Raw genomic sequence first — 20838 nt, 5'->3', positions numbered from 1 at the left:
CGCGGGCCCGGCTCCGGACGCCCGTGCCGGGGATCTGCGTACGGGATCTGCCTCCGGGGGAGTTCAGCCGTCGGTCGACAGTGAAGCCAGCGCTCCCGACACCAGGGTCCGTACGCCCGGCGCGACCGTGCTGAGGTCGGGGGCGAAGCGCGGGCTGTGGTTGCTGGGCACGGCCGCGAGCCGGGTCATGAGGTCGTCGCCGCCCGGGGCCGCGTTCCACACGTCGGCCGGGGTACTGGTCACGAACCAGTAGGAGTAGGGGATCCCACCGGCCGCGAGCCGCGGGAAGTCCTCGCTGGCCATGGCCGGACCGGGGTCGAGGATCGTCCCGGCACCGAAGACCTCGCCGTGCACGGCGGCGATCCGCCGGTCGGTGTCGGCGTCGTTGACGGTCACGGGGAAGTCGCTGCCCACCATGACGTCGGGCTCGCTCGGGCAGCCGGCCGCCGCGCACTCGCCCGCCGCGACGCGCCGCACGGCTGCGATCATCCGCTCCCGCACGTCCTGCGACTGGGTCCGCAGGTTCAGGGCGATCCGGGCCTCGGACGGGATGATGTTGTGCCGGGTGCCGGCCTCGATCCGCCCCACCGTGAGCACGGCGGAATCCTGGGCCGCGATCTCCCGGCTGACGACCGTCTGGAGCCGCGTCACGATGTACGCCGCCGTCACCACCGGGTCGACGGTCGCCTCGGGCCGTGAGCCGTGCCCGCCCCGCCCGTGCACGACGATGTCGATGTCGGTCGAGGCGGACATGATCAGGCCCGGGGAGTGCGCGTACAGCCCGGCGGGGCCGGGCACCGCGTGCTGGGCGAGCAGCACGTCGGGCCGCGGGAAGCGTTCGTGGAGCCCGTCCGCGACCATGCGGGCCGCGCCCTCGCCGGTCTCCTCGGCGGGCTGCCCCACCAGCACCAGCGTGCCGGACCAGGTGTCGCGCCCGGCCGCGAGCGCCTCCGCCGCACCGGTCAGCCAGGTGACGTGCAGATCGTGACCGCAGGCGTGCATGACCCCGTCGGTCCCCGAGGCGTACGGCAGCCCGGTCTCCTCGGCGACGGGCAGCGCGTCCATGTCGGCGCGCAGCAGCACGGTGGGCCCGTCCCCGTTCCGCAGCACGCCGACGACGCCCGTACCGCCGACGCCCTCGGTCGTGTCGTACCCGGCCCTGCGCAGCCGCTCCGCGAGGGCGGCGGCCGTACGGTGTTCGCGCAGCGACAGCTCGGGATGCCGGTGCAGGTCACGGTAGAAGTCCTCCAGGGCGAGAACCGGGAGGTCGGCGGTGAGGTCCAGCGCGGTGCGAGCGGCTGTAGAGGTCACGCGGCCAGCGTAGGCGCCGCGTGTCCCTCGTGAGGGGGGATTCGCCGCTGTCGCCGTCGTACGACCCGAACGCGGGGCGACCGCGAGGACGCCCGGCGGGTGGTTCACGCAGGCGTGCGGACCGGGGTGTGGCACTCGAACCAGACGGTCTTGCCGCGTCCCGGCAGCGGATGCCAGCCCCACCGGTCGGTCACCGCGTCCACGATCAGCAGCCCGCGCCCGCCCTCCGCGGGTTCGCCGTCCACAGCTGTTGGCAGAGGTGGCCGGTGCGCCCGGGGTGGCCGCGGACAGGTGTCGGTCACCTCCACCCGTACGCCGTCCGTTCGCCACAGCATCAGCAGCGCGGCGCGCCGGTCGGGCACATGACGTACGACGTTCGTGACCAGCTCGGTCAGCGCCAGCGTCGCCGCGTCCGTCAGCTCCGGCATCTCCCAGGCGACCAGATACGCCTTCAGGATCCGGCGCAGCTGCCGCGCAGAGTGCTCACCCACGGTGAAGCGGATGCCGTACCTGGCGTCGATCGTCCCGTTCGGCAGGTCAGTTGCATGATTCACGACTCCAGAGTGGAGTGGTCCGGTTACGCTCGGCTACAAGTCGAATGGAACGCCGCTCGGCGTTCGGACCCGGGGGTGACCTTCCCATGCCCAACATCCGTGAACTGGACCCCAGCGCCTCCCCGTTGGACTACTTCGGCTCGGAGCTGCGCCGGCTGAGAGAGGCCGCGGGGCTGAGACAGGGCGAGCTGGGCGACATCATCTTCTGCACCGGCTCCCTGATCGGCCAGGTCGAGACGGCCCACAAGGTGCCGACCCGCGATTTCGCCGAGCGCGTCGACGCGGCCCTGCTGACGGGCGGGGCGTTCTCCCGTCTCATCGGGCTGGTGCTCCGGAGCCAGTTGCCGACCTGGTTCCAGGCGTACGCGGAGATGGAGGCGAGGGCCGCCTACATCTACTCGTTCCAGGCGCAGTTGGTGGACGGGCTTCTTCAAACCCCGGGGTACGCGCGGGCGGTGTTGGGATCGCGGAGCGAAGAGGACCTCGACGCCAGGGTGGCCGCCCGGCTGGAGCGGCAGCGGGTCCTGGTCCGGGACGAACCGCCCGTGGCGTGGGTCGTGTTGGACGAAGCGGTGTTGCACCGGCAGGTCGGGAGCGCAGATGTCATGCGAGACCAACTCGGGCGTCTGTTGCATCTGCCGGGTGACGGCTGGACGCAGGTCCAGGTGCTGCCGTTCGAGGCCGGTCAACACCTCGGATCGATGGGTTCGTTCAACCTCCTGCGCTTCGAAGGCGACCCGGACGTCGTCTACACCGAGGACTTCGTGCAGGGGCACATGACGGCCAATCCGGCGAGTCTCAAGGAGGGCTTCCTTCGATACGATCATTTGAAGGCCGCCGCCCTGTCCGTTGAGGCCTCGGCCGAGCTGATCGCTCGTGTGATGGAGGGGCGTTATGGGCACCAGCCAGGATCTGACGGCGGCGCGATGGCGTAAGTCGTCGTACAGCGGCGACACCGGAGGTCAGTGCGTCGAAGTGGCCCTCTTGGCCGCCCGCGTGGCCCTCCGCGACTCGAAGAACCCTGCCCAAGGCGTCTTCACGGTCGGGGCCGGTGCCTTCGCCGTGTTCGTCGGGGCAGCGGTGGACGGCACCCTGCTCGGCTGATGGAGGAACGCCATGGAGAACAGGTCGGATCTGACGCGTGCGCGGTGGCGTAAGTCGACGTACAGCGGGAGCAGCGGCGGCGAGTGCGTCGAGGTGGCCCCCTTGGCTACCCGCGTGGCCGTCCGCGATTCGAAGTACCCCGGCCTCGGCGTCTTCACGGTCGGGGCCGGTGCCTTCGCCGTGTTCGTCGGGGCAGCGGTGGACGGCACCCTGCTCGGCTGATGGAGGAACGCCATGGAGAACAGGTCGGATCTGACGCGTGCGCGGTGGCGTAAGTCGTCGTACAGCGGGAGCAGCGGCGGCGAGTGCGTCGAGGTGGCCCCCTTGGCTACCCGCGTGGCCGTCCGCGATTCGAAGTACCCCGGCCTCGGCGTCTTCACGGTCGGGGCCGTTGCCTTCGCCGTGTTCGTCGGGGCGGCGGTGGACGGCAGCCTCTGACGGGTTCGGGGCCCGGGGCAGGTCAGGTGGACGTCGGCGTGCCCCGGTCGCCGTCTACGGAGCGGTGTGTGCGGCGGTGTGCGCGGCGGGGGCCGGTTCGGCCGCTCTCGCCGGGCCGATGTTCGCCGCCGTGACCAGCGCGGCGACCGCGATGGCGGCGGCCAGAAGCCCTCTGGAGTAGCGCGCGGAAATACGTCGGAGCACGGTGACCTCGCAACAACAGCGGCGTATTAAGCAGGCTTAATCCGGCGCTTAACGTAGAGGCTCCGGGGCTCCCGTCGCAAGAGGGCCCGTGAGGTTGGACAGTAGTCAAAAGCTGGACTGACTTGACTCGGCTTGATGGCATGCTTGACCCATGGCGGAGCGGGACGACCCTGAGATCATCGGGCGCAGGGTGCAACAGCTGCGCACGGAACGTGGTTTGACGCAGAAACAGCTCGCGGAGCCCGCGTACACGCCCGCGTACATCTCCACCCTGGAGGCCGGCCGGGTCCGGGCCTCCGAACCGGCGCTGCGGCACATAGCCGGACGGCTCGGGGTCGCGTACGAGGAACTGGCGACCGGGCGGCCCGCCCACCTCGCCACCGACCTGCGGCTGCGGCTGACCGACGCGCAGCGCACGCTCGCCACCGGAGAGGCCGAACCGGCCGCGGAGATCTACGCCGCGCTGCTCGCGGAGGCGGAGTCCCACGGGCTGGTCGCGGAACAGGCCGCGGCGCTCCTCGGGCTCGGCGAATGCGCCCTGGACATCGGGGACCTGGAAACGGCGCAGCGGCGTTTCGAGGAGTCCGAGCAGCGGATCGGGGACGCGCCGCTGCCCCAGCGGGTGCCCGCCGTGCGCGGCCGGGCGGTCTCCCACTACCTCGCCGGTGAACTCCGTTACGCCTGCTACCTGTTCGAGTCCACCCTCGACGAGCTCAACCGGACGGGCCTGCACGACCCCGAAGCGCTGCTCCTCCTCTATACGGGTGTGATCGCGCCCTACATGGACATGGGCGCGCACGCCCGTGCCGCCCAGGCGGCCGAGTTCGCGCTCGCCCTCGCGCCGCAGGTCGGTGACCCGGCGCTGGTGGCACGGATGCACCGGTCGGTGGCGCGGACGATGATCGCCGAGGGGCGGATCGTCGAGGCCGACGTGTCCCTCGCCAAGGCCGCCGAGCTCTACCGGCAGCTCCAGATCCGTACCGAACTCGCCAACTGCCACTGGATGCGCGGATACCTGTACGCGCAGAACGGCGAACTGGAGCGCGCCGAGGGCGAGTTGCGCGAGGCGCAGGCCATGCTCTCCGCGAAGCGGGCCGCGCTCTACACCAGCCAGGTCGCGGTGGAACTGGCCGACGTGCTGCACCGGCGCGGCAAGTCCGACGAGGCCGGTGAGCTGCTGCAACAGGTGCTCGGCGATCTGCATTCCGAGCGGGGCGCCATCCACTCGGCCGCCGCGCACCGCCTGCTCGGCATCATCGCGGAGGACGCCCGGGACACCGAGGCGGCCGAGGAGCACTACGTGCGGGCGATGAGCCTGCTGGAGCGGGCGGGCGCGGCCGGTGACCTGGCGGACCTGTGCCGGCTGCTGGGCGACCTGCTGCGGCGCACCGGCCGGGTGGAAGCGGCCCTGGACGCCTACCGCACCGGCCTCGGCCACCGCACCGCCCCGGGAACGACAACCCTCGGCCCGGCCCCGGCCCAACCCCCGCTCTGACCCCGGACACATTCGACCGGCAGGTGGTCCGGCCCCGGCCCAACCCCGCTCCGACCCGGACGGGATGGACCGGCGGGGCGGCGTCAGGCCATGTTGTCCACCGCGTCCTTCGCCTCCTTCAGGCCCGCTCCCGTGGCCGTCCGGTAGGCCTTGATCGCCTGGATCTTCTTGCCGTCGCGTACGAGGGCGATGACCTCGGGCAGGTGCGGGGGCTCCTCGCGGATGCTGAGCCGGTCGAGTATCAGGTCGAGTTGGCGCTCGACGTGGGCGATCCGGCGGTCGGTGCGGGCGAGCCTGCCTTCCAGCGCGGCGAAGCTCGCGACGATGAGTCCGGCGAGGGCGATGAGACCTGTTAATTCCATGGTCAGCGATCCTAGGACGCCTCGCCCGGGGAACCGAGGCGGCGCAACAGGCCGAGCGGCGTGACCCGTTCACCCTCGTCGAGCGGCCGGAGGCGACGTTCGCCGCGCTCGCCGCGCAACTCGACGGGCGCTTCGGCGCACAGCTCGACGGACACTTCGAGGCCCGCGCCGGTGCCGGGAGCGCGTCGGCCTAGCCGCCCGAGGTTCCCGAGGCCGGGGCACCTGTGCCGGTGACCAGGCCCGTGCCCGTGCCCGTGTCCGAGCCCGCCGTCACCGTGCCCCCGTCCACCGCCGTCGGGTCCGGCGAAGAAGGCCCGCCGCTCGACGGCTTGATCTCGACCACCGAGCCCGGCGCGAGCTGCCGGTACAGCCACTTGGCGTCGGCCTGGCGCAGACCGATCCAGCCGGGGGGCGATGCGTGGACGCCGTCCTCGTTGCCCGCCAGGGCGCCGACGTAGTCCATCCTGCCGTTGGGGGCGGTGAGTTCGATCGTCCAGGAGGCCATGAAGCTGTACGTGTCGCCGTGGCCGACGGTCTTGCTGGTCACCCTCATGGAGGCCCTCTTGGCGGTGACCGTCGCCCGGAGGGGCGGCACGTAACCCGTCAGGCTGTCGGAGGTGAGCGTCAGTTCGCGGCCGACGACCGAGACCACCCGCCGGCCCAGGTCGATCGTGGCGTCCGGCGCCGCCACCTGCGGGCTCGGGGTGACGGCGGGGGTCGCGGCCAGGGGCGGAACGTGGTGTGTGCCGCCGTCCAGGCCGAGCGTGAGGACCAGGGCGAGCGCTCCCGCGGCGGAGGCGCCGGCCGCGGCCAGTGCCGTACGGCGTCGGCGGCGTCGGCGGCGTACCGCCCGGCCTCGGATCTGCGCACCGGTCAGCGTCGGCGGTCGCTCGCTCTCGGCCGCCAACTCCCGCAGATCAGAGGTGAGTTCATCGGACACGGTCGTCCTCCCTCTCCCCGATGTCCGGCATGCCCGCGGAGTCCGGCGGACGCGCGGAACCGGCCGAGTCCGCCGAATCCTCCGAGAGCACCCGTGCCAGCGCCGCCCGGCCACGGGAGAGCCGGGCCTTGACCGTGCCCACGGGGGCACCGGTTTCGGAGGCTACCTGCTCGACACTCAAGTCGCACAGATGGTGCAGAACGATCGCCATCCGCTGTGCCTCGGGCAGCGTACGCAGCGCGGCTACGAGTGTGGCGCGCTCGGGGCCGGGGCCCGGGGTGTGGTCCGAGGGCGGTGTGCGCCGCACCAGCTCCAGCCAGCGGCGCGCGCGGCGCCAGCGGCTCACCGCGAGCCGTGTCGCCACGGTCCGTATCCACGCCTCGGGCGCCCCGTCGGCGAGGAACTCCTTCCGCCGGTCCCAGGCGCGGACGAACGCCTCCTGGACGACGTCCTGCGCCTCGCCGTGGTCCCCCGTGAACGCGTAGAGCTGGCCGGTCAGCCGGGGAAACGCGGTCGCGTAGAACGCGTCGAACTCTTCCTCGGTCATGCCCCCCGCCGGAATTTCCGCGGTTTCGCCGGCCGTGTGCAACCCGGCCGTCCCCGCCGTGCGTACAGGTCCCGTACGTCGCACATCGAAACACACCACAGGGGGATCACCATGACCACGGAACTGAGAGGCGGCCGGGGCCGGTTCGCCCGGGCCTGGAGCGCGGCGGCCGTGTGCGCGCTCGCGCTCACCGGGTGTTCGGCGCAGGCGCAGGCGGTGGCCGACGGCGGCGGGGGCAGGGGGGCCGGGCCCGGCGGTGAGCCGGCCGCCACCGGGACCGCCGGTCCTGCGGGCAAGGCCCGGCCGAAGCCCTCCGCCACACCGCCCAGGTCCCTGACGGGCGCCCACATCAACATCACCGACGGGCAGACCGTGGGCGTCGGCATGCCGATCTCGGTGACCTTCGACCAGCCGATACCCGTGGCCGAACGGGCCGATGTGGAAGGGCAGTTGAAGGTGACCGCCGATGTCGAGGGCTCCTGGGGCTGGGTCAGGGACCGCAACCTCGCCGACGGCGGGCGCGTCGACTTCCGCCCCCACACGTACTGGAAGCCCGGCACGGCGGTCACCGTCCGGGCCGGAGCCGGAATCACCAGGCATTTCACGGTCGGCCGCTCCCTCGTCGCCACAGTGGATGTCCGTACACACTTCATGACGCTCGAGACGGCCGGTTCGTCGCGCCGCGTCCCGATCACCGCGGGCGCGCCGGGCATGGACACCTGGAACGGCACGATGGTCGTCTCCGACAAGGCGCCCAAGGTCTTCATGAACTCCCGGAGCGTCGGCTACGGCGACGCGTACGCGGGCTATTACTACTACGCCGTCCACCTCACCGCCTCGGGCACGTACCTCCACCAGAACCCGAAGGCGAACACCTACGGCGGGCGCCAGAACGTCACGCACGGCTGCGTCGGACTCGCCACCGGCGGCCCCGCGAAGCGGTTCTACGACGAGGTCGTCCCCGGCGACGTCGTCAAGGTCGTCGGCTCCCGGGACACGGTCGCCGTCGGCAACGGCTACGGCGACTGGAACCTGAGCTGGGACCAGTGGCGGGCGACGAGCGCGCTCGGCTGACGCACATCCGTGCGGAAAATCTCCGGCCGGTGTCATCCGGCCCGCGGGCGCCGGGAGTTTGTAGGAGGGGAGAGGCGCCCTTGTACCGCCCGAACGTCGGTCACATCACGAGGAGTTGTCCGTTCATGGCAAGGATTCGGAAGTATGTCGCGGCGGCCGCGGTCGCCGTGGCGCTGATCGGGGCGCCCACGGCGGCGTACGGCGTCCCGCCCGGGAAGGCGGCGCCCGCCTCAGGCCAGTCGGCGCGGGTCACCGTCCGGTCGGCGCACGCCACCCCTCTCCCGGTGGCGAAGATCGCTCCCACCGCCCGGATCGTCGCCCCTGACGAGCACGTCGGGGAGCCCGGCGGCGCCGAGTTCTGGCTGACGGCGGAGGGCAAGCACTGGACGATGCCCGGCGACCCCGATCCCCGCTTCACGAGCGTGGCCGACGGGAACATCGACCTCCACACGCCCGGCGTCTCGGCGTACACCGAGGTCACCGCCGAAGGCCACGCCACTCTGTCCGGCGTGTACTACGGCGGCAAGGGCACCGCCTCGCGCGTCACGGTACGGACCACCGCCGGGACCCTGCACGGCAAGCTCCTGGAACTCGCGGGCAACCCCGGCTGGGGCGTCTGGTACGCCGGCGCCGACCTGCCGGCCGAGAGCCGCGACGGCTTCGCCGTCCGCCACATCGTCGTCCGCGACACCGAGGGCGACGTCTACTCCCGGCTGGACCTGAACTGAGCACGCGGGCACGGGAGCCGGGCCGTGCAGGACTCCGGCTCCCGTGCCCACCGAACCACCCCCCACGCACCCGACCCGAGGGACCGCAGGTCGTGCCGCACAACCTCATCGCCACCTCCCAAGTCCACGCCGACAGTGGTGACTTCGCCGCGTACGCCGGTGCTGCCTGGCCCCGCCTGGTGCGCACCGCGCACCTGCTCACCGGCGACTTCCACGACGCCGAGGATCTCGTCCAGACCACGCTGGCCAAGGTGTACGCCCGCTGGCGGCGCATCCCGAGCGACGACGTCGACTTCTACGTACGCCGCTCGCTGGTCAACAACAACATCAGCCGGACCCGCAAGAGACGGGTCGTGCAGCTCCTGATGCCCTTCGTGCCCGAGCGGGCGCACCAGCGCGATCCCGGACACGCCGAGACGGTCACCCAACGGGCCGCTCTGGACACCGCGTTGGCCGCGCTGTCGGCACGGCAGCGCGCCGTCCTGGTGCTGCGTTACTGGGAGGACCTGGGCGAGGCCGAGACGGCCCAGCTGCTCGGTTGCTCGGTCGGCACCGTCAAGACCCATGCCCGGCGCGGCCTCCAGGCGCTGCGCGCCCACCCGGTGTTCGCCGGCCGCCACCCCGTCTCCGGAGCACGCTCATGAGTCTCTCGTCCCGTTCCGAGCGCATGTCGGCCGACGCCGAGCGGCTGCGCGAGGTGTTCGCAGACGCCGCGTACGACGTCACACCCTCCGCCGTTCCGCTCGTCGCCATCGAACGCGAGGGCCGCAGGCGCCGGCGCCGGCGCAGGACCGTCGTGCTCGGGGCCGCCTGCGGTGCGCTGCTGGTGCCGCTCGCCGTGGTCGGACTCCACGACGGCGCCGGCCTCGGGTTCGGCGAGCCGGTGAGCTCGCCCGCCGCCCATGGCGACAGCGCGACCCCCTCCCCCGCGGAGACCGCCGGGCGGGTGCGGGTCGTGGCGCCCGGTGAGCGGGTGCGGGTGGCCTCCGGCACCGAGATCTGGCTGACGAAGGAAGGCTCGCGCTGGACGGAACCGGGCTTGCCGGTCCAGATCCACAGCGTCGTGAACGGCAACCTCGATTCGAGCAGCCCCGGCGTCTCGCTCCAGGCGTCCTACTGGAACGACGGCCGCACGTTCCTCTCCGGGGTCTTCCACGGCTCGGGCGAAGCGGCCCACGTCGAGGTCACGACCGCCGCGGGCGTCGTCCACGCCACCGCCCTGACCCTCGCGGGCAGGCCCGGCTGGGGCGCCTGGTACGCGGTGACGCCGGGCCCGCCCACCCCGGTCCCGGACGACACCCCGTCGCTGGCCCCCCGGAGAGTCACGGTGTACGACAGTTCGGGCGCGGTGCTGGCGAGCCAGGGATACCTGCCGTGAAGGGCCCGCGAGGCGAGCGGGGCGCTCGAAGTGCGCGGGGCTCGCGAGGCGTGACGGGCCTGCGAGGCGTGCGGGACCCGCGAGGTGTGCGGGGCTCGCGAGGCGCGAGGGGTCCGCGAGCCGTGCCGGGGACACCGTCCTGGAGGGGGACGCGCGCGGGGACCACCGCCCCCGCGCGGAGCGGGCGCCCGGGTGCCCGCGTCCGGTCCGGCCTCGGCCGCGTCCTCCGCGCCCGGCGCGTGAAGGTCCGCCGCACCCGCGGCCGCCGGCTGCGCCACGCGCTGGTCGTCCTGCTCGTCCTCGTGCTCACGCTCGCCGGCGCGGCGGTGGTGGCGTACCGGCTCACCGGGATTCCCAAGCCGCACCCGGAGACGGCGATGCAGAGCACGGTCTTCACCGACACCCGGGGCGACTATCTGGGGCGGCGCGGCCCGGTGGACCGGCAGGAGGTCCCGCTCGCCCAGGTGCCGCGATATGTCCAGGAGGCGGTGATCGCCGCGGAGAACCGTTCCTTCCGTACGGACTCCGGCATCTCGCCGACCGCGATCGTCCGGGCGGCCTGGTCGACGGTGAGCGGCGGCGGCCGGCAGGGCGGCTCCACGATCACCCAGCAGTACGTGAAGAACGCCCTGCTCAGTCCCCAGCAGTCGCTGTCCCGCAAGGCGCGCGAGGCGCTGATCGCGATCAAGCTGGACCGCACCCGGTCGAAGAACGAGATCCTGGAGGGCTACCTCAACACGGTCTACTTCGGACGCGGCGCCGCGGGCATCCAGGCCGCCGCGCGCAACTACTTCGGCGTCGACGCGTCCGCTCTGTCGGTCAGTCAGGGCGCCGCCCTCGCCGCCGTCATCAACATCCCCTCGTACTACGAGAAGGCGGGCTCGGACGCCGCGGTGACGGCGAAGCTGACGCGCCGCTGGGAGTGGGTGCTGGACGCGATGGCCGACAGCGGGGCGATCACGCCGGCCCAGCGCGCCGCGGCCCGTCTCCCCGCGTTCCGCTTCTATCCGCCCGGGGCCACGGACGGCCAGCGCCAGTATCTGATCGACGCGGCTTCCGCGGAGGCCGCCGACCGGCTCGGCATCACCCAGGACGAACTGGCCCGCGGCGGTTACACCGTCCGTACCACCTTCGACCTCGCCGCCCAGGACGCGGCGGCCGAACAGGTCGCCGACCCGGCGGGCGCCAAGGGCGTCAGCCTGCACTCCTCGATCGTCGCGCTGGTGCCGGGCGACGGCGCGGTCCGTGTGCTGTACGGGGGCGCGGACTACGCCCGGCAGCCGTTCAACGACGCGCTGGCCGGAGCGGTGGAGGCGGGCACGGCGCTGGAGCCGTTCACCAGGGTGAAGCTCCGCCCGCCGCTGACCGCGCTCGCGAAGCGCGCCGCGCCCACTCCGCTCTCGCTGGCGGCCGCGTACGCCGCGGCGGCGTCCGGCGGCACGTACGCCGAGCCGTACACCGTCCAGCGGATCACCCGGGACGGCCGCACCCTCTACACCGCCCGCCCGCACACCCGCACCGCGATGGACCCGTCCTCCGCGCAGCTCGTCGCGAAGTTCCTGCACCCCGCCGGCGGGGCCTGGGGGGTGTTCACCGGCGGTGCCGGAACCCGCACCCTGTGGCAGACCATGTACGACGCGAAGCTGTCCACCACGGTCGCCCTCTTCGCCCAGCATCCCGCCCACGGCCGGCACCCGGCCCGCATCGCCCAACTCCCTTCCGCGGCGACGAACATGGCGGCCAATGTCGTGGCGAGCGTCATGAACCGGCTGAATCCCGTCACCGCGTGGCCGGTTCAGGTGACCAGGCCGACATCCGGGGGTGGATGAAGGGCCGGATCGCGTACACCGGAAATTTGTTTCAACGGCCAACTATCCGGCTCATGGCGATCGCGTCCCTCGCCGGAGTCGTCTGGGACAGGACCTGGGCATCCCCCCTCTCCGGAGAGCGGGACCGGGGGCGTGCCGGCGTACGCCCCCCGGGGGGATCACTCGTACCGGCGTCTCGCGACGGCGGGTCCGGCCCGTCCCGGACCCGTCGTCGCGGCCTGTCCGGTGCACAACAGGCTCGCCCGGTGGACGGCTCCGCGCGCCGGAAAGATCACGGGACCGCCGCCCCGAGGGCTGACCTCAGGGAACGCCGGGCGGACCGGGCGGGGACCGCGCACCGGGGTCCCCGCCCACCGTGTCGCGGAGCGGTCCGGGACGCCGAGTCGGAGCGGGATCGAGACCATCAAGCCCTACCGCCCACCGGAATAGGGCCCATACTGGAATCACGATGAGTAAATCCTCCGCGCCCCGGCGCCACCTGCCCACCAGCCCCTTCGCCGCACCCGTCGTCCCCGTGGCCAAGGAGTTCAGCCTCGGAGACCGCGTCTCCCACGACCAGTACGGCCTGGGCACGATCGTCGGCGTCGAAGAGGGCATCGCGATGCTCGTCGACTTCGGCGCCCGCCAGGTCCGCGTCCTGAGCCCCTACTCCCGGATGGACCGGCTCTGACTCGCCCGCAGTGACGTAACACCCCGGCCCGCCACCTCAGCCCGCGGCAGCCCCACCACAGGTTGCCGGGGCCGCGGTGCGCGGCCGTCGAGGCCGGCCACGTGAATCACCCCTGGCCGTCCCGCATCACCGTTCCCGTTCCGAACGGCCCACACCGCATGCCTCTCGCCAGGCCCCGCATGCCTCCCGCCGGGTTCCGGCCGGGCCGGGCTCGTCACCCCTGTGTCGGCGCGGGTGACTTCCCCGCAAGGACGTCCTGAAGGCGGTTCGTGCCCGCCTCGACCGCCTGTTCGGTTGATCCGTGTTCGGTTCCGGAGAGGCCGCCGTTGGTGAGGGAGAAGGCGCTGTCGCCGACCCGCACGGCGGCGAAGTCGAGCGTCAGGGTCTCGGGGTCGCCCTCCAGCTCACCGCTCATCGTGACCTGGAGCCCCTGGCGGGCGTTCCCCACATCGGGCAGATGGGTCGAGACGACCTGGACGGTCTGCTTGTCGCCGTTGCCGTTGACGGCCGTGAACTGGTCACAGACGTCCGGCAGCGTGCTCAGCCACTTCAGCTGTGCGTCCAGCGAGCTCTTCCCGTACGAGGCGACCTCGTAGCGCATCTGGGCGTCGTTGTCGCTGTCGTCGAAGCCGGTGACGGCACTGGCGCCCTGCGGCTTGCCCAGCAGGTCCTCGGAGTACAGACCGTCCAGCAGTTTCTGGCACTGCTTGGCGTTCGCCTTGTCGGTGACGAAGTCCGCCTCGTCGACCTTGCTCTTGAGCACCGTGTCGTGCCAGGCCGCCACGCCCTTCGACTCGTCCCACTGCGACCCCAGGTCGGAGTTGGTGATCAGCGCGGCCTGCGCCTCGGCCTTGGTGAGCGTACGGACGGAAGGGGAGGGCGAGGGCGACGCGGCGCCGGACTCCTCGGCGACGGGGGAGGCCGGGACGCCGGACGCGGTGGTGGGGGACGCGGGGGTGTCCGTACGGCCGGAGCCGCCGCCGTCCCCTCCGCCGTTCGAGCAGGCGGCCGTCGAGAACAGCATCCCCGCGGTCAGGGCGGACGCGAGGAGACAGGACGGACGGTTCATACGGAGGCCTCCCGAGGACGGTCCCGAGATCGGGCTGTGTCCCTCCACGCCATCACCGGCCGGGGCCGCCCACCAGCGCACCGGGCCGTCCGGGTGAGTGCGGCGCGCGGATGTCACCGGGCCGATGCCGGGTGCCCCGGCCGGTACCGGCCGGGATCTGCCAAAGTGGAAGGTGATGCACGCGCCCCAGGGAAGCACCATGAGCCCCACCGACCGGTTCGACGACGACGACTACCCCGCCTACACGATGGGTCGCGCCGCCGAGCTGATCGGCGCCACCCCCGCGTTTTTGCGGGCCGTCGGGGAGGCCGGACTGATCACGCCGCGGCGCTCCGAGGGCGGTCACCGTCGTTACTCCCGCAACCAGCTGCGGGTCGCGGCCCGCGCCCGGGATCTCGTCGACCAGGGCACGCCCGTCGAGGCGGCCTGCCGGATCGTCACGCTGGAGGACTGCCTCGACGAGGCCCTGCGGATCAACGAGGAGCTGCGCGGGTCGGCACCGCAGGACGCGTGAGCGGGACGTCAGAGGCACTCTGAGGCCGTTTTCCGGCCCGTTCCGGGATACCTGCTTCGGCCGATACAGAATTTGGTGCACGGGCCCGCGAGGTTTTAATATTCCCCGCGACGGGGTGAGATAGCGCGCCCCCTTCGAGGCCCGCAGCGTGCTACTGTCGATTTCAGTTGCAGTTGTGGTTCCCAAAGTTTTTCCGGTGCATTCCGGTTGGGGTAATCATCACGGCGACGCAGGTCCACACAGTGTGGACCTTCGAGCTTTGCCCCGAAGGAGATTTGACATGGCTACTGGCACCGTGAAGTGGTTCAACGCGGAAAAGGGCTTCGGCTTCATCGAGCAGGATGGCGGCGGCGCCGACGTCTTCGCTCACTACTCGAACATCGCCACCTCTGGCTTCCGTGAGCTCCAGGAAGGCCAGAAGGTGACCTTCGACGTCACGCAGGGCCAGAAGGGCCCGCAGGCGGAGAACATCGTCCCCGCCTAGTCCGGGACACCGGATGGCCGGCGTCCGCACCGCAAGGTGTGGGTGTCGGCCATCCGTCTTTTGCGGTCATTGAAATTGCGGTGAATTTTCGGCGCCTTGTGCCCACTCTCGGCGGCGCCGAACTCGGCTCATCGGTTCGACCGCGCCGAACGCATCCGGCGCGACGCTCGCCGATCTCGATGCGGATGCCGACGCGGACGGCCACGGCGACCTTGACGCCGGTGCCGATGCCGAGCGCGATCCGGATGGCGGGCTCGACGGCGACGACGGCGTAAGGCCCGTCGCTACACCGCCAGGACCGCGCGGACGGTCTTGCCGCCCGGGCCCGTGCTGACGACCTCCAGGCTGTGGGCGAGCTGCTGGACCATCGCCAGGCCCCGGCCGCTTTCCGATTCCGCGTCCAGCACGCCGACCCGCGGCCGTCCGGGACTGTCGTCGCGGACCTCGACCGTCACCCGTCCGTGCCCCAGTTGCAGACGCAGTCTGCATCCGCTGCGGCCGTGCCGTACGGCGTTGGCGACGAGCTCGGAGGCGATCAGTGTGGCGTCGTCCACCTGGTCGGCGGTCGGCGACGCGAGCCGTGGACGCGGCCGGGTCAGAAAAGCCGTCGTCAGCTTGCGGGCCCTGCCCGCCGATACGGCCGTACGCGGCAGTGTGTACTCCACGCGGGCGGTCGGCCGGACGGTGCGCTGGTGCGCACGCATGACTGACACCTCTCTTCCCCCTCCCAGGACAACCGGTATCCGGCCGACGGCTCCGTCCCCGTCGACCGGGACCCCGCGCGAAGCGGTGCGCGGCCGGTCCTGCCCTCGGGTGATGCCCCACCCGGGCGATCCGCAACCAACGACCTACGTCACAAAGCCGCCACAGGCCGCTCAACGGCCGTTTCAGCGCCCCGAGTCCAGCAGGTGGAAGTCGTCGTAGTCGAAGCCGGGCGCCACCACGCAGCTCACCAGAACCTCCTCGTCGCCGGCCGGACGGGCGGACTGCCAGACACCGCCGGGAACGAGTGCCTGGGGGCGCTCCCCGGCCTCGACGCGGGGGCCGAGACGGACAACCTGCGGGGTGGACTGGGGAGTTGTCCCGTCGCCGCCGAGCAGCACGTCCAGCGGGCCGCCGCGGTGCCACAGCCAGAGTTCGTCCGAGCGGACGGTGTGCCAGGCGGAGGTGTCGCCGGGCGTGAGGAGGAAGTAGATGGCGGAGGCGGCGGCGCGGGGGCCGGGGTAGCCGTCGGGCCGGAAGGCCTGCGGCGCGGTCCAGGTCTCGACGAACCAGCCGCCCTCCGGGTGGGGTTTCATGTTCAGGGCGGCGGCCAGTTCCGGAATCCCGGTCTCAGGAGAGGTCACCCCCTGCCTCTATCACGCGGCCGGAAGGGGGTTCAACCAACTCCCGGTGGACACGCGGGGATGTCTGACAGGGTGTGGGCCATGGCGACCCTTCACAGAAAGCTGCTAGGTCTGCTTCCCCGCGTAGGGGTGCAGGTGCTGGACCTCGGATCGGGAGCCGCGGTGGTCTACCGGCGCGGTGTGCGCAGACGCGTCGCCCTCGGCGAGGGCGCCGATCTGGTGCTGCGCGGGCGGACGGCGGCCTGGAAGCACGTTCCGCTCGGCGGCACCGGCGCCCGTCTCCTGCTCGACGAGAAGGAGACGGCGGCCGACGAACGCAAGTTCCAGCTGTCGGCCGCGGCCTATCTCTGCGGGCAGCACGTGACCGCCCTGCTCAAGCGGTACGAGGTGAACTGCGTCTTCGACGTGGGCGCCAACTCCGGCCAGTTCGGGCGTCAGTTGCGCCGCCTCGGCTACAGGGGCCGGATCGTCTCCTTCGAGCCGACCGCGGAGGCCTTCGGCAAGCTCCGGGAGGCGGCCGAGGGGGATCCCGACTGGCAGGTGCACCAGGTCGGCCTCGGCCGGGAGGACACGACCCAGTCCATCCATGTGGGCTGGAATACCATGAACTCCCTTCTCCCGCCCAGCGATTACGGCAAGGACCGCTACAAGCGCTTCGCCAAGACCCGTACCGAGGACATCGAGGTCCGCCGTCTCGACGGGATGATGGACAAGGCGCTCGCCGGGATCACCGACCCCCGCCCCTACTTGAAGATGGACACCCAGGGCTACGACCTGGAGGTGTTCGCCGGTGCCGGAGAGCGCGCCGCGGAGTTCGTGGGGATGCAGTCGGAGGTCGCCACGCTGCGGCTGTACGAGGGCAGCCCCCGGATGGGCGAGGCCATCGCGGTCTACGAGGAGAGCGGCTTCGAGATCACCGGCATGTACCCGGTGTCACGGGAGGCGGCGACCGGCCGGGTGGTGGAGTTCGACTGCGTGATGGCCCGCGCGACGGCTGTCCCACCCGGGGAGTAGCGCCTCCGGACTGGCGTCGGTCGGCGCTTTGGCGGGGGACCCTAGGCCGGATAGGCGTGTGTCTGGACCGCTTTCACCGTGGCCCAGACGGCGGCGCCCGGACGCAGGTCGAGTTCCGCCGCGGCGACCGTCGTCAGGTCTGCGGCGAGCGGGAGTTCGCCGGTGAGGTCCGCGCGGATCTGGTCGCCGTGCGTCTCCAGACCACTCACGCGGCACTGCCACAGGTTGCGGGCGCTGGAGCCGGTGGGGCGGTCGCGGTGGAGCGTGACGGCGCTCGGCGGGAACGCCACGAAGACGGGTCCGTCGAGCGTCTCGGTCGTGGTGATCGCCGGGCCCGCCTCCAGCCGTACGGTGTGGCCCTCGGCCTCGCCCCGGTAGAGGTTGAGGCCGACCAGCTGGGCGATGTAGTCGGTGCGCGGCCTGCGGGCGATGTCCGAGGGGCTGCCCTCCTGGACGACCCGGCCGTCCTCGACGACCACGAGCCGGTCGGCCAGCACCATCGCGTCCAGCGGGTCGTGCGTGACGAGGACGGCGACGGCCTCGAAGTCGGCCAGGTGATGCCGGAGTTGGGCCCGTACGTCCAGGCGCGTACGGGCGTCCAGCGCGGCGAGCGGTTCGTCGAGCAGCAGCAGCCGGGGGTGGACGGCGAGGGCGCGGGCGACGGCGACCCGTTGCGCCTGCCCGCCGGAGAGCCGGCGCGGCTTGGCCCCGGCGTGGTCGGCGAGGCCCATGCGTTCCAGCCAGATGGCGGCCTGTGCCCGCGCCTCCGCTTTGGATACGCCCTGGCAGCGCGGCCCGAAGGCGACGTTGTCGAGCGCGGACAGGTGCGGGAAGAGCAGATAGTCCTGGAAGACGACGCCGACGGGGCGGGACTCGGGCGGCGTACGGTCCAGGGAGACGCCGTCCAGCCGCAGCCGGCCGCCCTCGGACAGCGGGGTGAGCCCGGCCAGCGCGCGCAGCGCGGTGGTCTTGCCCGCGCCGTTCGGCCCGAGCAGCGCGACGACGTCACCAGGGGCGGCGGAGAGCTCGATGTCGAGGTGGAACGAGCCGCGCCGGACGACGAGACGGGCGTCGAGTCCCTTGCCGGACGGCGCGGCCGTGGCCGCCGGGGTCGCGTCGGTCATGACGCGGGTCACCTCACCCTCGTGGAGATGTCCGGCGTGACGCTCACGCTCGCATGGACGTCCGTCATGACCCCGCCGTCATCCAGCGGTCCCGCAGGCCGGCGAGAACCGCGATCGACACCACGAGCAGGACGAGGCTCAGCGCGATAGCGGCGTCGGGATCGCTCTGCAGGGCCAGGTAGACGGCCAGCGGCATGGTCTGGGTCCGGCCCGGGAAGTTGCCCGCGAAGGTGATCGTCGCGCCGAACTCGCCCAGCGCGCGGGCCCAGGCCAGGACGGAACCGGCGGCGATGCCCGGCGCGATGAGGGGCAGGGTGACCCGGCGGAACGCGGTGAAGCGGGAGGCGCCGAGGGTCATGGCGGCTTCCTCGTAGCGCGGGTCGGCCGCCCGCAGGGTGCCCTCCACGCTGATCACCAGGAAGGGCATCGCCACGAAGGCCTCGGCCACGACCACCCCGGCCGTGGTGAAGGGCAGCGTGATCCCGAACCACGAGTCGAGCAGCTTCCCGACGACGCCGTTGCGGCCGAGGGCCAGCAGCAGCGCGACACCGCCCACCACCGGGGGCAGTACCAGCGGCAGCGTGACCAGGGCCCGGACGAGCCCGCGCCCGGGGAACTCCGTACGCGCCAGCAGCCAGGCGAGCGGCACCCCGAGCACCAGGCACACCGCGGTGGCCGCCGTGGCCGAGAACAGGGACAGCCGGAGGGCCTGCCAGATCTCGGGCTTGGTCAGCTGTTCCGGCAGGCTGCGCCAGGGCGCCCGGACGAGCAGCGCGAGGAGCGGGAGGAGCAGGAACGTGAGCCCGGCGAGGGCCGGCAGCAGGAGAGGAAGCGGCGCCCCGCGCCGCACCCGGCCCCGCGTCCGGCCACGTCCGCGCCGCGGCCCACCCGTGAGGGCGCCGGCCGCGGCGTCGGACTTGTCGAGCGAGGTCACGGGATCACTCATGGCTTCAGGAGACGGGGCACGGCTGTCCGGACGTGGCTGACAGGGGCGGATGTCAGGACGTGGGCTGTAGGAAGCCGGCTGTCGTCAGCACCTTCTGGCCCTCCGCGGACCGCACCAGCTCGATGAACGCCTTGGCCGCGGCCGCGTTCGGCGCGTTCTTGAGCAGGGCGATCGGGTAGTCGTTGATGGCGTTGGCCGACTCGGGGAACTCCACGCCCTCCACCTTGTCACCCGCGGCTTTCACATCGGTCTTGTACACGACCGCCGCGTCGGCCTCCTTCAGCTCCACCTTGGTCAGGGCGCTCTTGACGTCCTGCTCGTAGGAGGCGGGGGTGAGCTTCAGCTTGCTCGCGTCCAGCGCCTTCTGCGCGGCGGCGCCGCACGGCACCGTCTTGTCGCACAGGACGACCTTGAGGCCGGACTTGGTGAGGTCCTTCAGGGAGGCGACCTTGTCCGGGTTGCCGGGCAGGGTCGCGATCTCCAGCTGGTTGCGCACGAAGGTGGCGGGGGCGGTCGCCGCGTCGTTCTTGTCGGTCACGATCGCCATCGTCTTCGGGCTGGCGGCGGCGAAGACGTCCGCCGGGGCACCGCCCGTGATGCTCGCGGCGAGGGTGTCGCTGCCGCCGAAGTTGAAGGTCACCTTGGTGCCCGGGTGGGCCTTCTCGAACTCCTGGCCGAGGGCCGTGAAGCTCTCCTTCAGGGAGGCGGCGGCGAACACGGTCACCGTGCCGGAGAGCTTCGTCGAGGAGGACGTCGAGGCGGACGACTTCGCCTTGTCGGAGGAGTCGGACTTGCCGTCGGAGGAGGAGCAGGCGCTCAGGGCCAGCAGCGCGGCGGCACCGACGCCGGCCACCTGCAGGGTCCGGTTGGTGCGGCGGGTCCGGCGCGCGGATCGGGTCATCACGGATCTACTCCCTCGGAAACTCTGAGGCTCGCTGAAGCCTCCGTCGTGATCTCCAGTCATGAGCTCACGTTCTGTTATGCGCTGATCATACTTCCGCATGTGCGAGCTTTAAGTCTCCTGTCGCATCGCATGAGCTGTGCGTACGGCTGTCGGATGTACGCATGTGCGTTTGTACGGGACCGCCCGCCGGGTACGGTCCTGCGGGAGGTACTGCCCAGTGAGCCAGTCCCTGACACAGCCGACGCCGCCCGCTCCCCCGCTCGCGGAACTCGCTCTGACCGGTGACCTCGCCCGGCCGGCCAGACTGACCGTGCCCGACCTGTTCGCGTGGCCCCAGCACCGGGTCCGGGTCAGCTTCGAGTGTTCGACCAGCGGAGTGCGGCACCACGGTTTCGAGGGCCCGCTGCTGCACGACGTGCTGTTGGACGCCGGACCCCGCTTCGATCCGGCCCGCCGCAAGGACCGGCTGCGCTTCCTCATCGCGGTGGCGGGCGCGGACGGCCACCACGCGCTGCTCACCTGGGCCGAGATCGACCCCGACTTCGCGGACGCTCCGGTGCTGCTCGCGGTCGGCATCGACGGCACCCCGCTGGACCGGGCGGGCCCGCAACTGGTCCTGCCGCAGGACCGGTGCGGAGCCCGGCACATCAGCGGCATCAACGCCATCCGGGTGGACGGCCGTTACCCGCCCTGGCCGGACGAGCCCTCCGGCTGACCATCCGTGCCGGTCCGGGCTCGCCCGCGCCGGCCCGCCCGGCGTGAGTCCGGCCGCCTGGGCCGGGAGTCCGATCGCCGGGTCGTGA

Annotated in this window: 28 protein-coding genes; 15 read left to right on the top strand and 13 right to left on the bottom strand. The window is 72.1% G+C overall.

Annotation, left to right across the window (positions count from 1 at the left end; genetic code table 11):
• Window positions 1-63: 63 nt before the first annotated feature.
• Both ACZ6KY_RS30305 and ACZ6KY_RS30300 read right to left on the bottom strand, forming a co-directional pair.
• Window positions 64-1311, bottom strand: a complete 1248-nt coding sequence (locus ACZ6KY_RS30305; RefSeq protein WP_469313446.1) for an amidohydrolase — start codon at window positions 1309-1311, stop codon at window positions 64-66.
• Window positions 1312-1415: 104 nt separating this feature from the next.
• A complete protein-coding gene (locus ACZ6KY_RS30300; protein ID WP_469313445.1) occupies window positions 1416-1865 on the bottom strand; it encodes an ATP-binding protein in 450 nt (149 codons plus the stop codon).
• Window positions 1866-1951: 86 nt separating this feature from the next.
• Here ACZ6KY_RS30300 and ACZ6KY_RS30295 point away from each other — a divergent pair, with 86 nt between their 5' ends.
• The 4 genes from ACZ6KY_RS30295 to ACZ6KY_RS30280 are packed head-to-tail and all read left to right on the top strand — an operon-like array spanning window position 1952 to window position 3407.
• Window positions 1952-2800: a helix-turn-helix domain-containing protein gene (locus tag ACZ6KY_RS30295; protein ID WP_469313444.1), complete on the top strand. Its 849-nt coding sequence runs from the start codon at window positions 1952-1954 to the stop codon at window positions 2798-2800.
• Window positions 2760-2969: a DUF397 domain-containing protein gene (locus ACZ6KY_RS30290; protein ID WP_469313443.1), complete on the top strand. Its 210-nt coding sequence runs from the start codon at window positions 2760-2762 to the stop codon at window positions 2967-2969. Before ACZ6KY_RS30295 ends, ACZ6KY_RS30290 begins: the two co-directional genes overlap by 41 nt.
• Before the next feature lie 12 nt (window positions 2970-2981).
• Window positions 2982-3191: a DUF397 domain-containing protein gene (locus ACZ6KY_RS30285; RefSeq protein WP_469313442.1), complete on the top strand. Its 210-nt coding sequence runs from the start codon at window positions 2982-2984 to the stop codon at window positions 3189-3191.
• 12 nt (window positions 3192-3203) lie between these two features.
• Window positions 3204-3407, top strand: a complete 204-nt coding sequence (locus tag ACZ6KY_RS30280; protein ID WP_469313441.1) for a DUF397 domain-containing protein — start codon at window positions 3204-3206, stop codon at window positions 3405-3407.
• Between the two features lie 54 nt (window positions 3408-3461).
• Here the strand turns inward: ACZ6KY_RS30280 and ACZ6KY_RS30275 are convergent, their stop codons facing one another.
• Entirely contained in the window at window positions 3462-3611 is a 150-nt protein-coding gene (locus ACZ6KY_RS30275) for a hypothetical protein (RefSeq protein ID WP_469313440.1), read from the bottom strand.
• 151 nt (window positions 3612-3762) lie between these two features.
• Here ACZ6KY_RS30275 and ACZ6KY_RS30270 point away from each other — a divergent pair, with 151 nt between their 5' ends.
• A complete protein-coding gene (locus ACZ6KY_RS30270; protein ID WP_469313439.1) occupies window positions 3763-5106 on the top strand; it encodes a helix-turn-helix domain-containing protein in 1344 nt (447 codons plus the stop codon).
• Between the two features lie 83 nt (window positions 5107-5189).
• Here ACZ6KY_RS30270 and ACZ6KY_RS30265 read toward each other — a convergent pair whose 3' ends face one another.
• From ACZ6KY_RS30265 to ACZ6KY_RS30250, 4 genes are read right to left on the bottom strand one after another with little or no spacing between them, the layout of a single operon-like run.
• Window positions 5190-5468 carry a ribosomal protein L7/L12 gene (locus ACZ6KY_RS30265; RefSeq protein ID WP_469313438.1) on the bottom strand — a complete coding sequence of 93 codons (279 nt, stop codon included), beginning with the start codon at window positions 5466-5468 and terminating at the stop codon, window positions 5190-5192.
• Window positions 5469-5479: 11 nt separating this feature from the next.
• Complete coding sequence (locus ACZ6KY_RS30260) at window positions 5480-5623, bottom strand: hypothetical protein (RefSeq protein ID WP_469313437.1); 144 nt, start codon at window positions 5621-5623, stop codon at window positions 5480-5482.
• A 35-nt stretch (window positions 5624-5658) separates the two neighbouring features.
• Window positions 5659-6408 carry a L,D-transpeptidase family protein gene (locus ACZ6KY_RS30255; RefSeq protein ID WP_469313436.1) on the bottom strand — a complete coding sequence of 250 codons (750 nt, stop codon included), beginning with the start codon at window positions 6406-6408 and terminating at the stop codon, window positions 5659-5661.
• The gene (locus ACZ6KY_RS30250) at window positions 6398-6955 is read right to left on the bottom strand and encodes a SigE family RNA polymerase sigma factor (RefSeq protein WP_469313435.1); all 558 of its coding nucleotides are present in this window, start codon (window positions 6953-6955) and stop codon (window positions 6398-6400) included. The genes ACZ6KY_RS30255 and ACZ6KY_RS30250 overlap by 11 nt, the downstream gene beginning before the upstream one ends.
• Window positions 6956-7066: 111 nt before the next feature.
• On the opposite strand from ACZ6KY_RS30250, the gene ACZ6KY_RS30245 reads away from it, so the two are divergent.
• The 6 genes from ACZ6KY_RS30245 to ACZ6KY_RS30220 all read left to right on the top strand — a co-directional run bounded on the left by ACZ6KY_RS30245 (window position 7067) and on the right by ACZ6KY_RS30220 (window position 12634).
• Window positions 7067-8029, top strand: a complete 963-nt coding sequence (locus tag ACZ6KY_RS30245; RefSeq protein ID WP_469313434.1) for a L,D-transpeptidase — start codon at window positions 7067-7069, stop codon at window positions 8027-8029.
• Window positions 8030-8154: 125 nt separating this feature from the next.
• Window positions 8155-8757 (top strand): hypothetical protein, encoded by a 603-nt coding sequence (locus ACZ6KY_RS30240; protein ID WP_469313433.1) that lies wholly within the window; start codon window positions 8155-8157, stop codon window positions 8755-8757.
• Between the two features lie 92 nt (window positions 8758-8849).
• A complete protein-coding gene (locus ACZ6KY_RS30235; protein ID WP_469313432.1) occupies window positions 8850-9401 on the top strand; it encodes a SigE family RNA polymerase sigma factor in 552 nt (183 codons plus the stop codon).
• Complete coding sequence (locus tag ACZ6KY_RS30230; RefSeq protein WP_469313431.1) at window positions 9398-10135, top strand: hypothetical protein; 738 nt, start codon at window positions 9398-9400, stop codon at window positions 10133-10135. The genes ACZ6KY_RS30235 and ACZ6KY_RS30230 overlap by 4 nt, the downstream gene beginning before the upstream one ends.
• 239 nt (window positions 10136-10374) lie before the next feature.
• Complete coding sequence (locus tag ACZ6KY_RS30225) at window positions 10375-11964, top strand: transglycosylase domain-containing protein (protein ID WP_469313430.1); 1590 nt, start codon at window positions 10375-10377, stop codon at window positions 11962-11964.
• 448 nt (window positions 11965-12412) lie between these two features.
• The gene (locus ACZ6KY_RS30220; protein ID WP_329300745.1) at window positions 12413-12634 is read left to right on the top strand and encodes a hypothetical protein; all 222 of its coding nucleotides are present in this window, start codon (window positions 12413-12415) and stop codon (window positions 12632-12634) included.
• 214 nt (window positions 12635-12848) lie between these two features.
• Here the strand turns inward: ACZ6KY_RS30220 and ACZ6KY_RS30215 are convergent, their stop codons facing one another.
• On the bottom strand, window positions 12849-13703 hold the full coding sequence (locus ACZ6KY_RS30215) for a hypothetical protein (RefSeq protein ID WP_469313429.1): 855 nt from the start codon (window positions 13701-13703) through the stop codon (window positions 12849-12851).
• Window positions 13704-13902: 199 nt separating this feature from the next.
• On the opposite strand from ACZ6KY_RS30215, the gene ACZ6KY_RS30210 reads away from it, so the two are divergent.
• The gene (locus ACZ6KY_RS30210) at window positions 13903-14217 is read left to right on the top strand and encodes a MerR family transcriptional regulator (protein ID WP_469313428.1); all 315 of its coding nucleotides are present in this window, start codon (window positions 13903-13905) and stop codon (window positions 14215-14217) included.
• Window positions 14218-14497: 280 nt separating this feature from the next.
• A complete protein-coding gene (locus tag ACZ6KY_RS30205) occupies window positions 14498-14701 on the top strand; it encodes a cold-shock protein (RefSeq protein ID WP_020871138.1) in 204 nt (67 codons plus the stop codon).
• A gap of 284 nt (window positions 14702-14985) precedes the next feature.
• On the opposite strand, the gene ACZ6KY_RS30200 is transcribed toward ACZ6KY_RS30205, so the two are convergent.
• Together ACZ6KY_RS30200 and ACZ6KY_RS30195 are read right to left on the bottom strand one after the other, a co-directional pair.
• Window positions 14986-15405, bottom strand: a complete 420-nt coding sequence (locus ACZ6KY_RS30200) for an ATP-binding protein (RefSeq protein ID WP_469313427.1) — start codon at window positions 15403-15405, stop codon at window positions 14986-14988.
• A gap of 183 nt (window positions 15406-15588) precedes the next feature.
• Entirely contained in the window at window positions 15589-16047 is a 459-nt protein-coding gene (locus tag ACZ6KY_RS30195; RefSeq protein WP_469313426.1) for a cupin domain-containing protein, read from the bottom strand.
• A gap of 81 nt (window positions 16048-16128) precedes the next feature.
• Here ACZ6KY_RS30195 and ACZ6KY_RS30190 point away from each other — a divergent pair, with 81 nt between their 5' ends.
• Window positions 16129-17061 (top strand): FkbM family methyltransferase, encoded by a 933-nt coding sequence (locus ACZ6KY_RS30190; protein WP_469313425.1) that lies wholly within the window; start codon window positions 16129-16131, stop codon window positions 17059-17061.
• 41 nt (window positions 17062-17102) lie between these two features.
• Here the strand turns inward: ACZ6KY_RS30190 and ACZ6KY_RS30185 are convergent, their stop codons facing one another.
• The 3 genes from ACZ6KY_RS30185 to modA form a co-directional block, all read right to left on the bottom strand.
• A complete protein-coding gene (locus ACZ6KY_RS30185; RefSeq protein WP_469313424.1) occupies window positions 17103-18185 on the bottom strand; it encodes an ABC transporter ATP-binding protein in 1083 nt (360 codons plus the stop codon).
• 64 nt (window positions 18186-18249) lie between these two features.
• Window positions 18250-19131, bottom strand: a complete 882-nt coding sequence (locus ACZ6KY_RS30180; protein WP_469313423.1) for an ABC transporter permease — start codon at window positions 19129-19131, stop codon at window positions 18250-18252.
• Window positions 19132-19183: 52 nt separating this feature from the next.
• Window positions 19184-20032 (bottom strand): molybdate ABC transporter substrate-binding protein, encoded by an 849-nt coding sequence (modA, locus tag ACZ6KY_RS30175; protein ID WP_469313422.1) that lies wholly within the window; start codon window positions 20030-20032, stop codon window positions 19184-19186.
• A 220-nt stretch (window positions 20033-20252) separates the two neighbouring features.
• On the opposite strand from modA, the gene ACZ6KY_RS30170 reads away from it, so the two are divergent.
• Window positions 20253-20750 (top strand): molybdopterin-dependent oxidoreductase, encoded by a 498-nt coding sequence (locus ACZ6KY_RS30170; protein ID WP_469313421.1) that lies wholly within the window; start codon window positions 20253-20255, stop codon window positions 20748-20750.
• Window positions 20751-20838 lie beyond the last annotated feature (88 nt).

Source organism: Streptomyces sp. NPDC042002 (assembly GCF_055588305.1).
The sequence above is the reverse complement of the archived record's forward strand: the minus strand, read 5'-3'. Positions and strand labels throughout refer to the sequence as shown.

Bases quoted from the DNA above. Each gene is read 5' to 3' on its own strand.
- ACZ6KY_RS30295 (WP_469313444.1), top strand. From the start codon at position 1,952: ATGCCCAACATCCGTGAACTGGACCCCAGCGCCTCCCCGTTGGACTAC.
- ACZ6KY_RS30290 (WP_469313443.1), top strand. From the start codon at position 2,760: ATGGGCACCAGCCAGGATCTGACGGCGGCGCGATGGCGTAAGTCGTCG.
- ACZ6KY_RS30285 (WP_469313442.1), top strand. From the start codon at position 2,982: ATGGAGAACAGGTCGGATCTGACGCGTGCGCGGTGGCGTAAGTCGACG.
- ACZ6KY_RS30280 (WP_469313441.1), top strand. From the start codon at position 3,204: ATGGAGAACAGGTCGGATCTGACGCGTGCGCGGTGGCGTAAGTCGTCG.
- ACZ6KY_RS30270 (WP_469313439.1), top strand. From the start codon at position 3,763: ATGGCGGAGCGGGACGACCCTGAGATCATCGGGCGCAGGGTGCAACAG.
- ACZ6KY_RS30265 (WP_469313438.1), bottom strand. From the start codon at position 5,468: ATGGAATTAACAGGTCTCATCGCCCTCGCCGGACTCATCGTCGCGAGC.
- ACZ6KY_RS30250 (WP_469313435.1), bottom strand. From the start codon at position 6,955: ATGACCGAGGAAGAGTTCGACGCGTTCTACGCGACCGCGTTTCCCCGG.
- ACZ6KY_RS30245 (WP_469313434.1), top strand. From the start codon at position 7,067: ATGACCACGGAACTGAGAGGCGGCCGGGGCCGGTTCGCCCGGGCCTGG.
- ACZ6KY_RS30240 (WP_469313433.1), top strand. From the start codon at position 8,155: ATGGCAAGGATTCGGAAGTATGTCGCGGCGGCCGCGGTCGCCGTGGCG.
- ACZ6KY_RS30230 (WP_469313431.1), top strand. From the start codon at position 9,398: ATGAGTCTCTCGTCCCGTTCCGAGCGCATGTCGGCCGACGCCGAGCGG.
- ACZ6KY_RS30220 (WP_329300745.1), top strand. From the start codon at position 12,413: ATGAGTAAATCCTCCGCGCCCCGGCGCCACCTGCCCACCAGCCCCTTC.
- ACZ6KY_RS30215 (WP_469313429.1), bottom strand. From the start codon at position 13,703: ATGAACCGTCCGTCCTGTCTCCTCGCGTCCGCCCTGACCGCGGGGATG.
- ACZ6KY_RS30210 (WP_469313428.1), top strand. From the start codon at position 13,903: ATGAGCCCCACCGACCGGTTCGACGACGACGACTACCCCGCCTACACG.
- ACZ6KY_RS30205 (WP_020871138.1), top strand. From the start codon at position 14,498: ATGGCTACTGGCACCGTGAAGTGGTTCAACGCGGAAAAGGGCTTCGGC.
- ACZ6KY_RS30200 (WP_469313427.1), bottom strand. From the start codon at position 15,405: ATGCGTGCGCACCAGCGCACCGTCCGGCCGACCGCCCGCGTGGAGTAC.
- ACZ6KY_RS30190 (WP_469313425.1), top strand. From the start codon at position 16,129: ATGGCGACCCTTCACAGAAAGCTGCTAGGTCTGCTTCCCCGCGTAGGG.
- ACZ6KY_RS30185 (WP_469313424.1), bottom strand. From the start codon at position 18,185: ATGACCGACGCGACCCCGGCGGCCACGGCCGCGCCGTCCGGCAAGGGA.
- ACZ6KY_RS30180 (WP_469313423.1), bottom strand. From the start codon at position 19,131: ATGAGTGATCCCGTGACCTCGCTCGACAAGTCCGACGCCGCGGCCGGC.
- modA (WP_469313422.1), bottom strand. From the start codon at position 20,032: ATGACCCGATCCGCGCGCCGGACCCGCCGCACCAACCGGACCCTGCAG.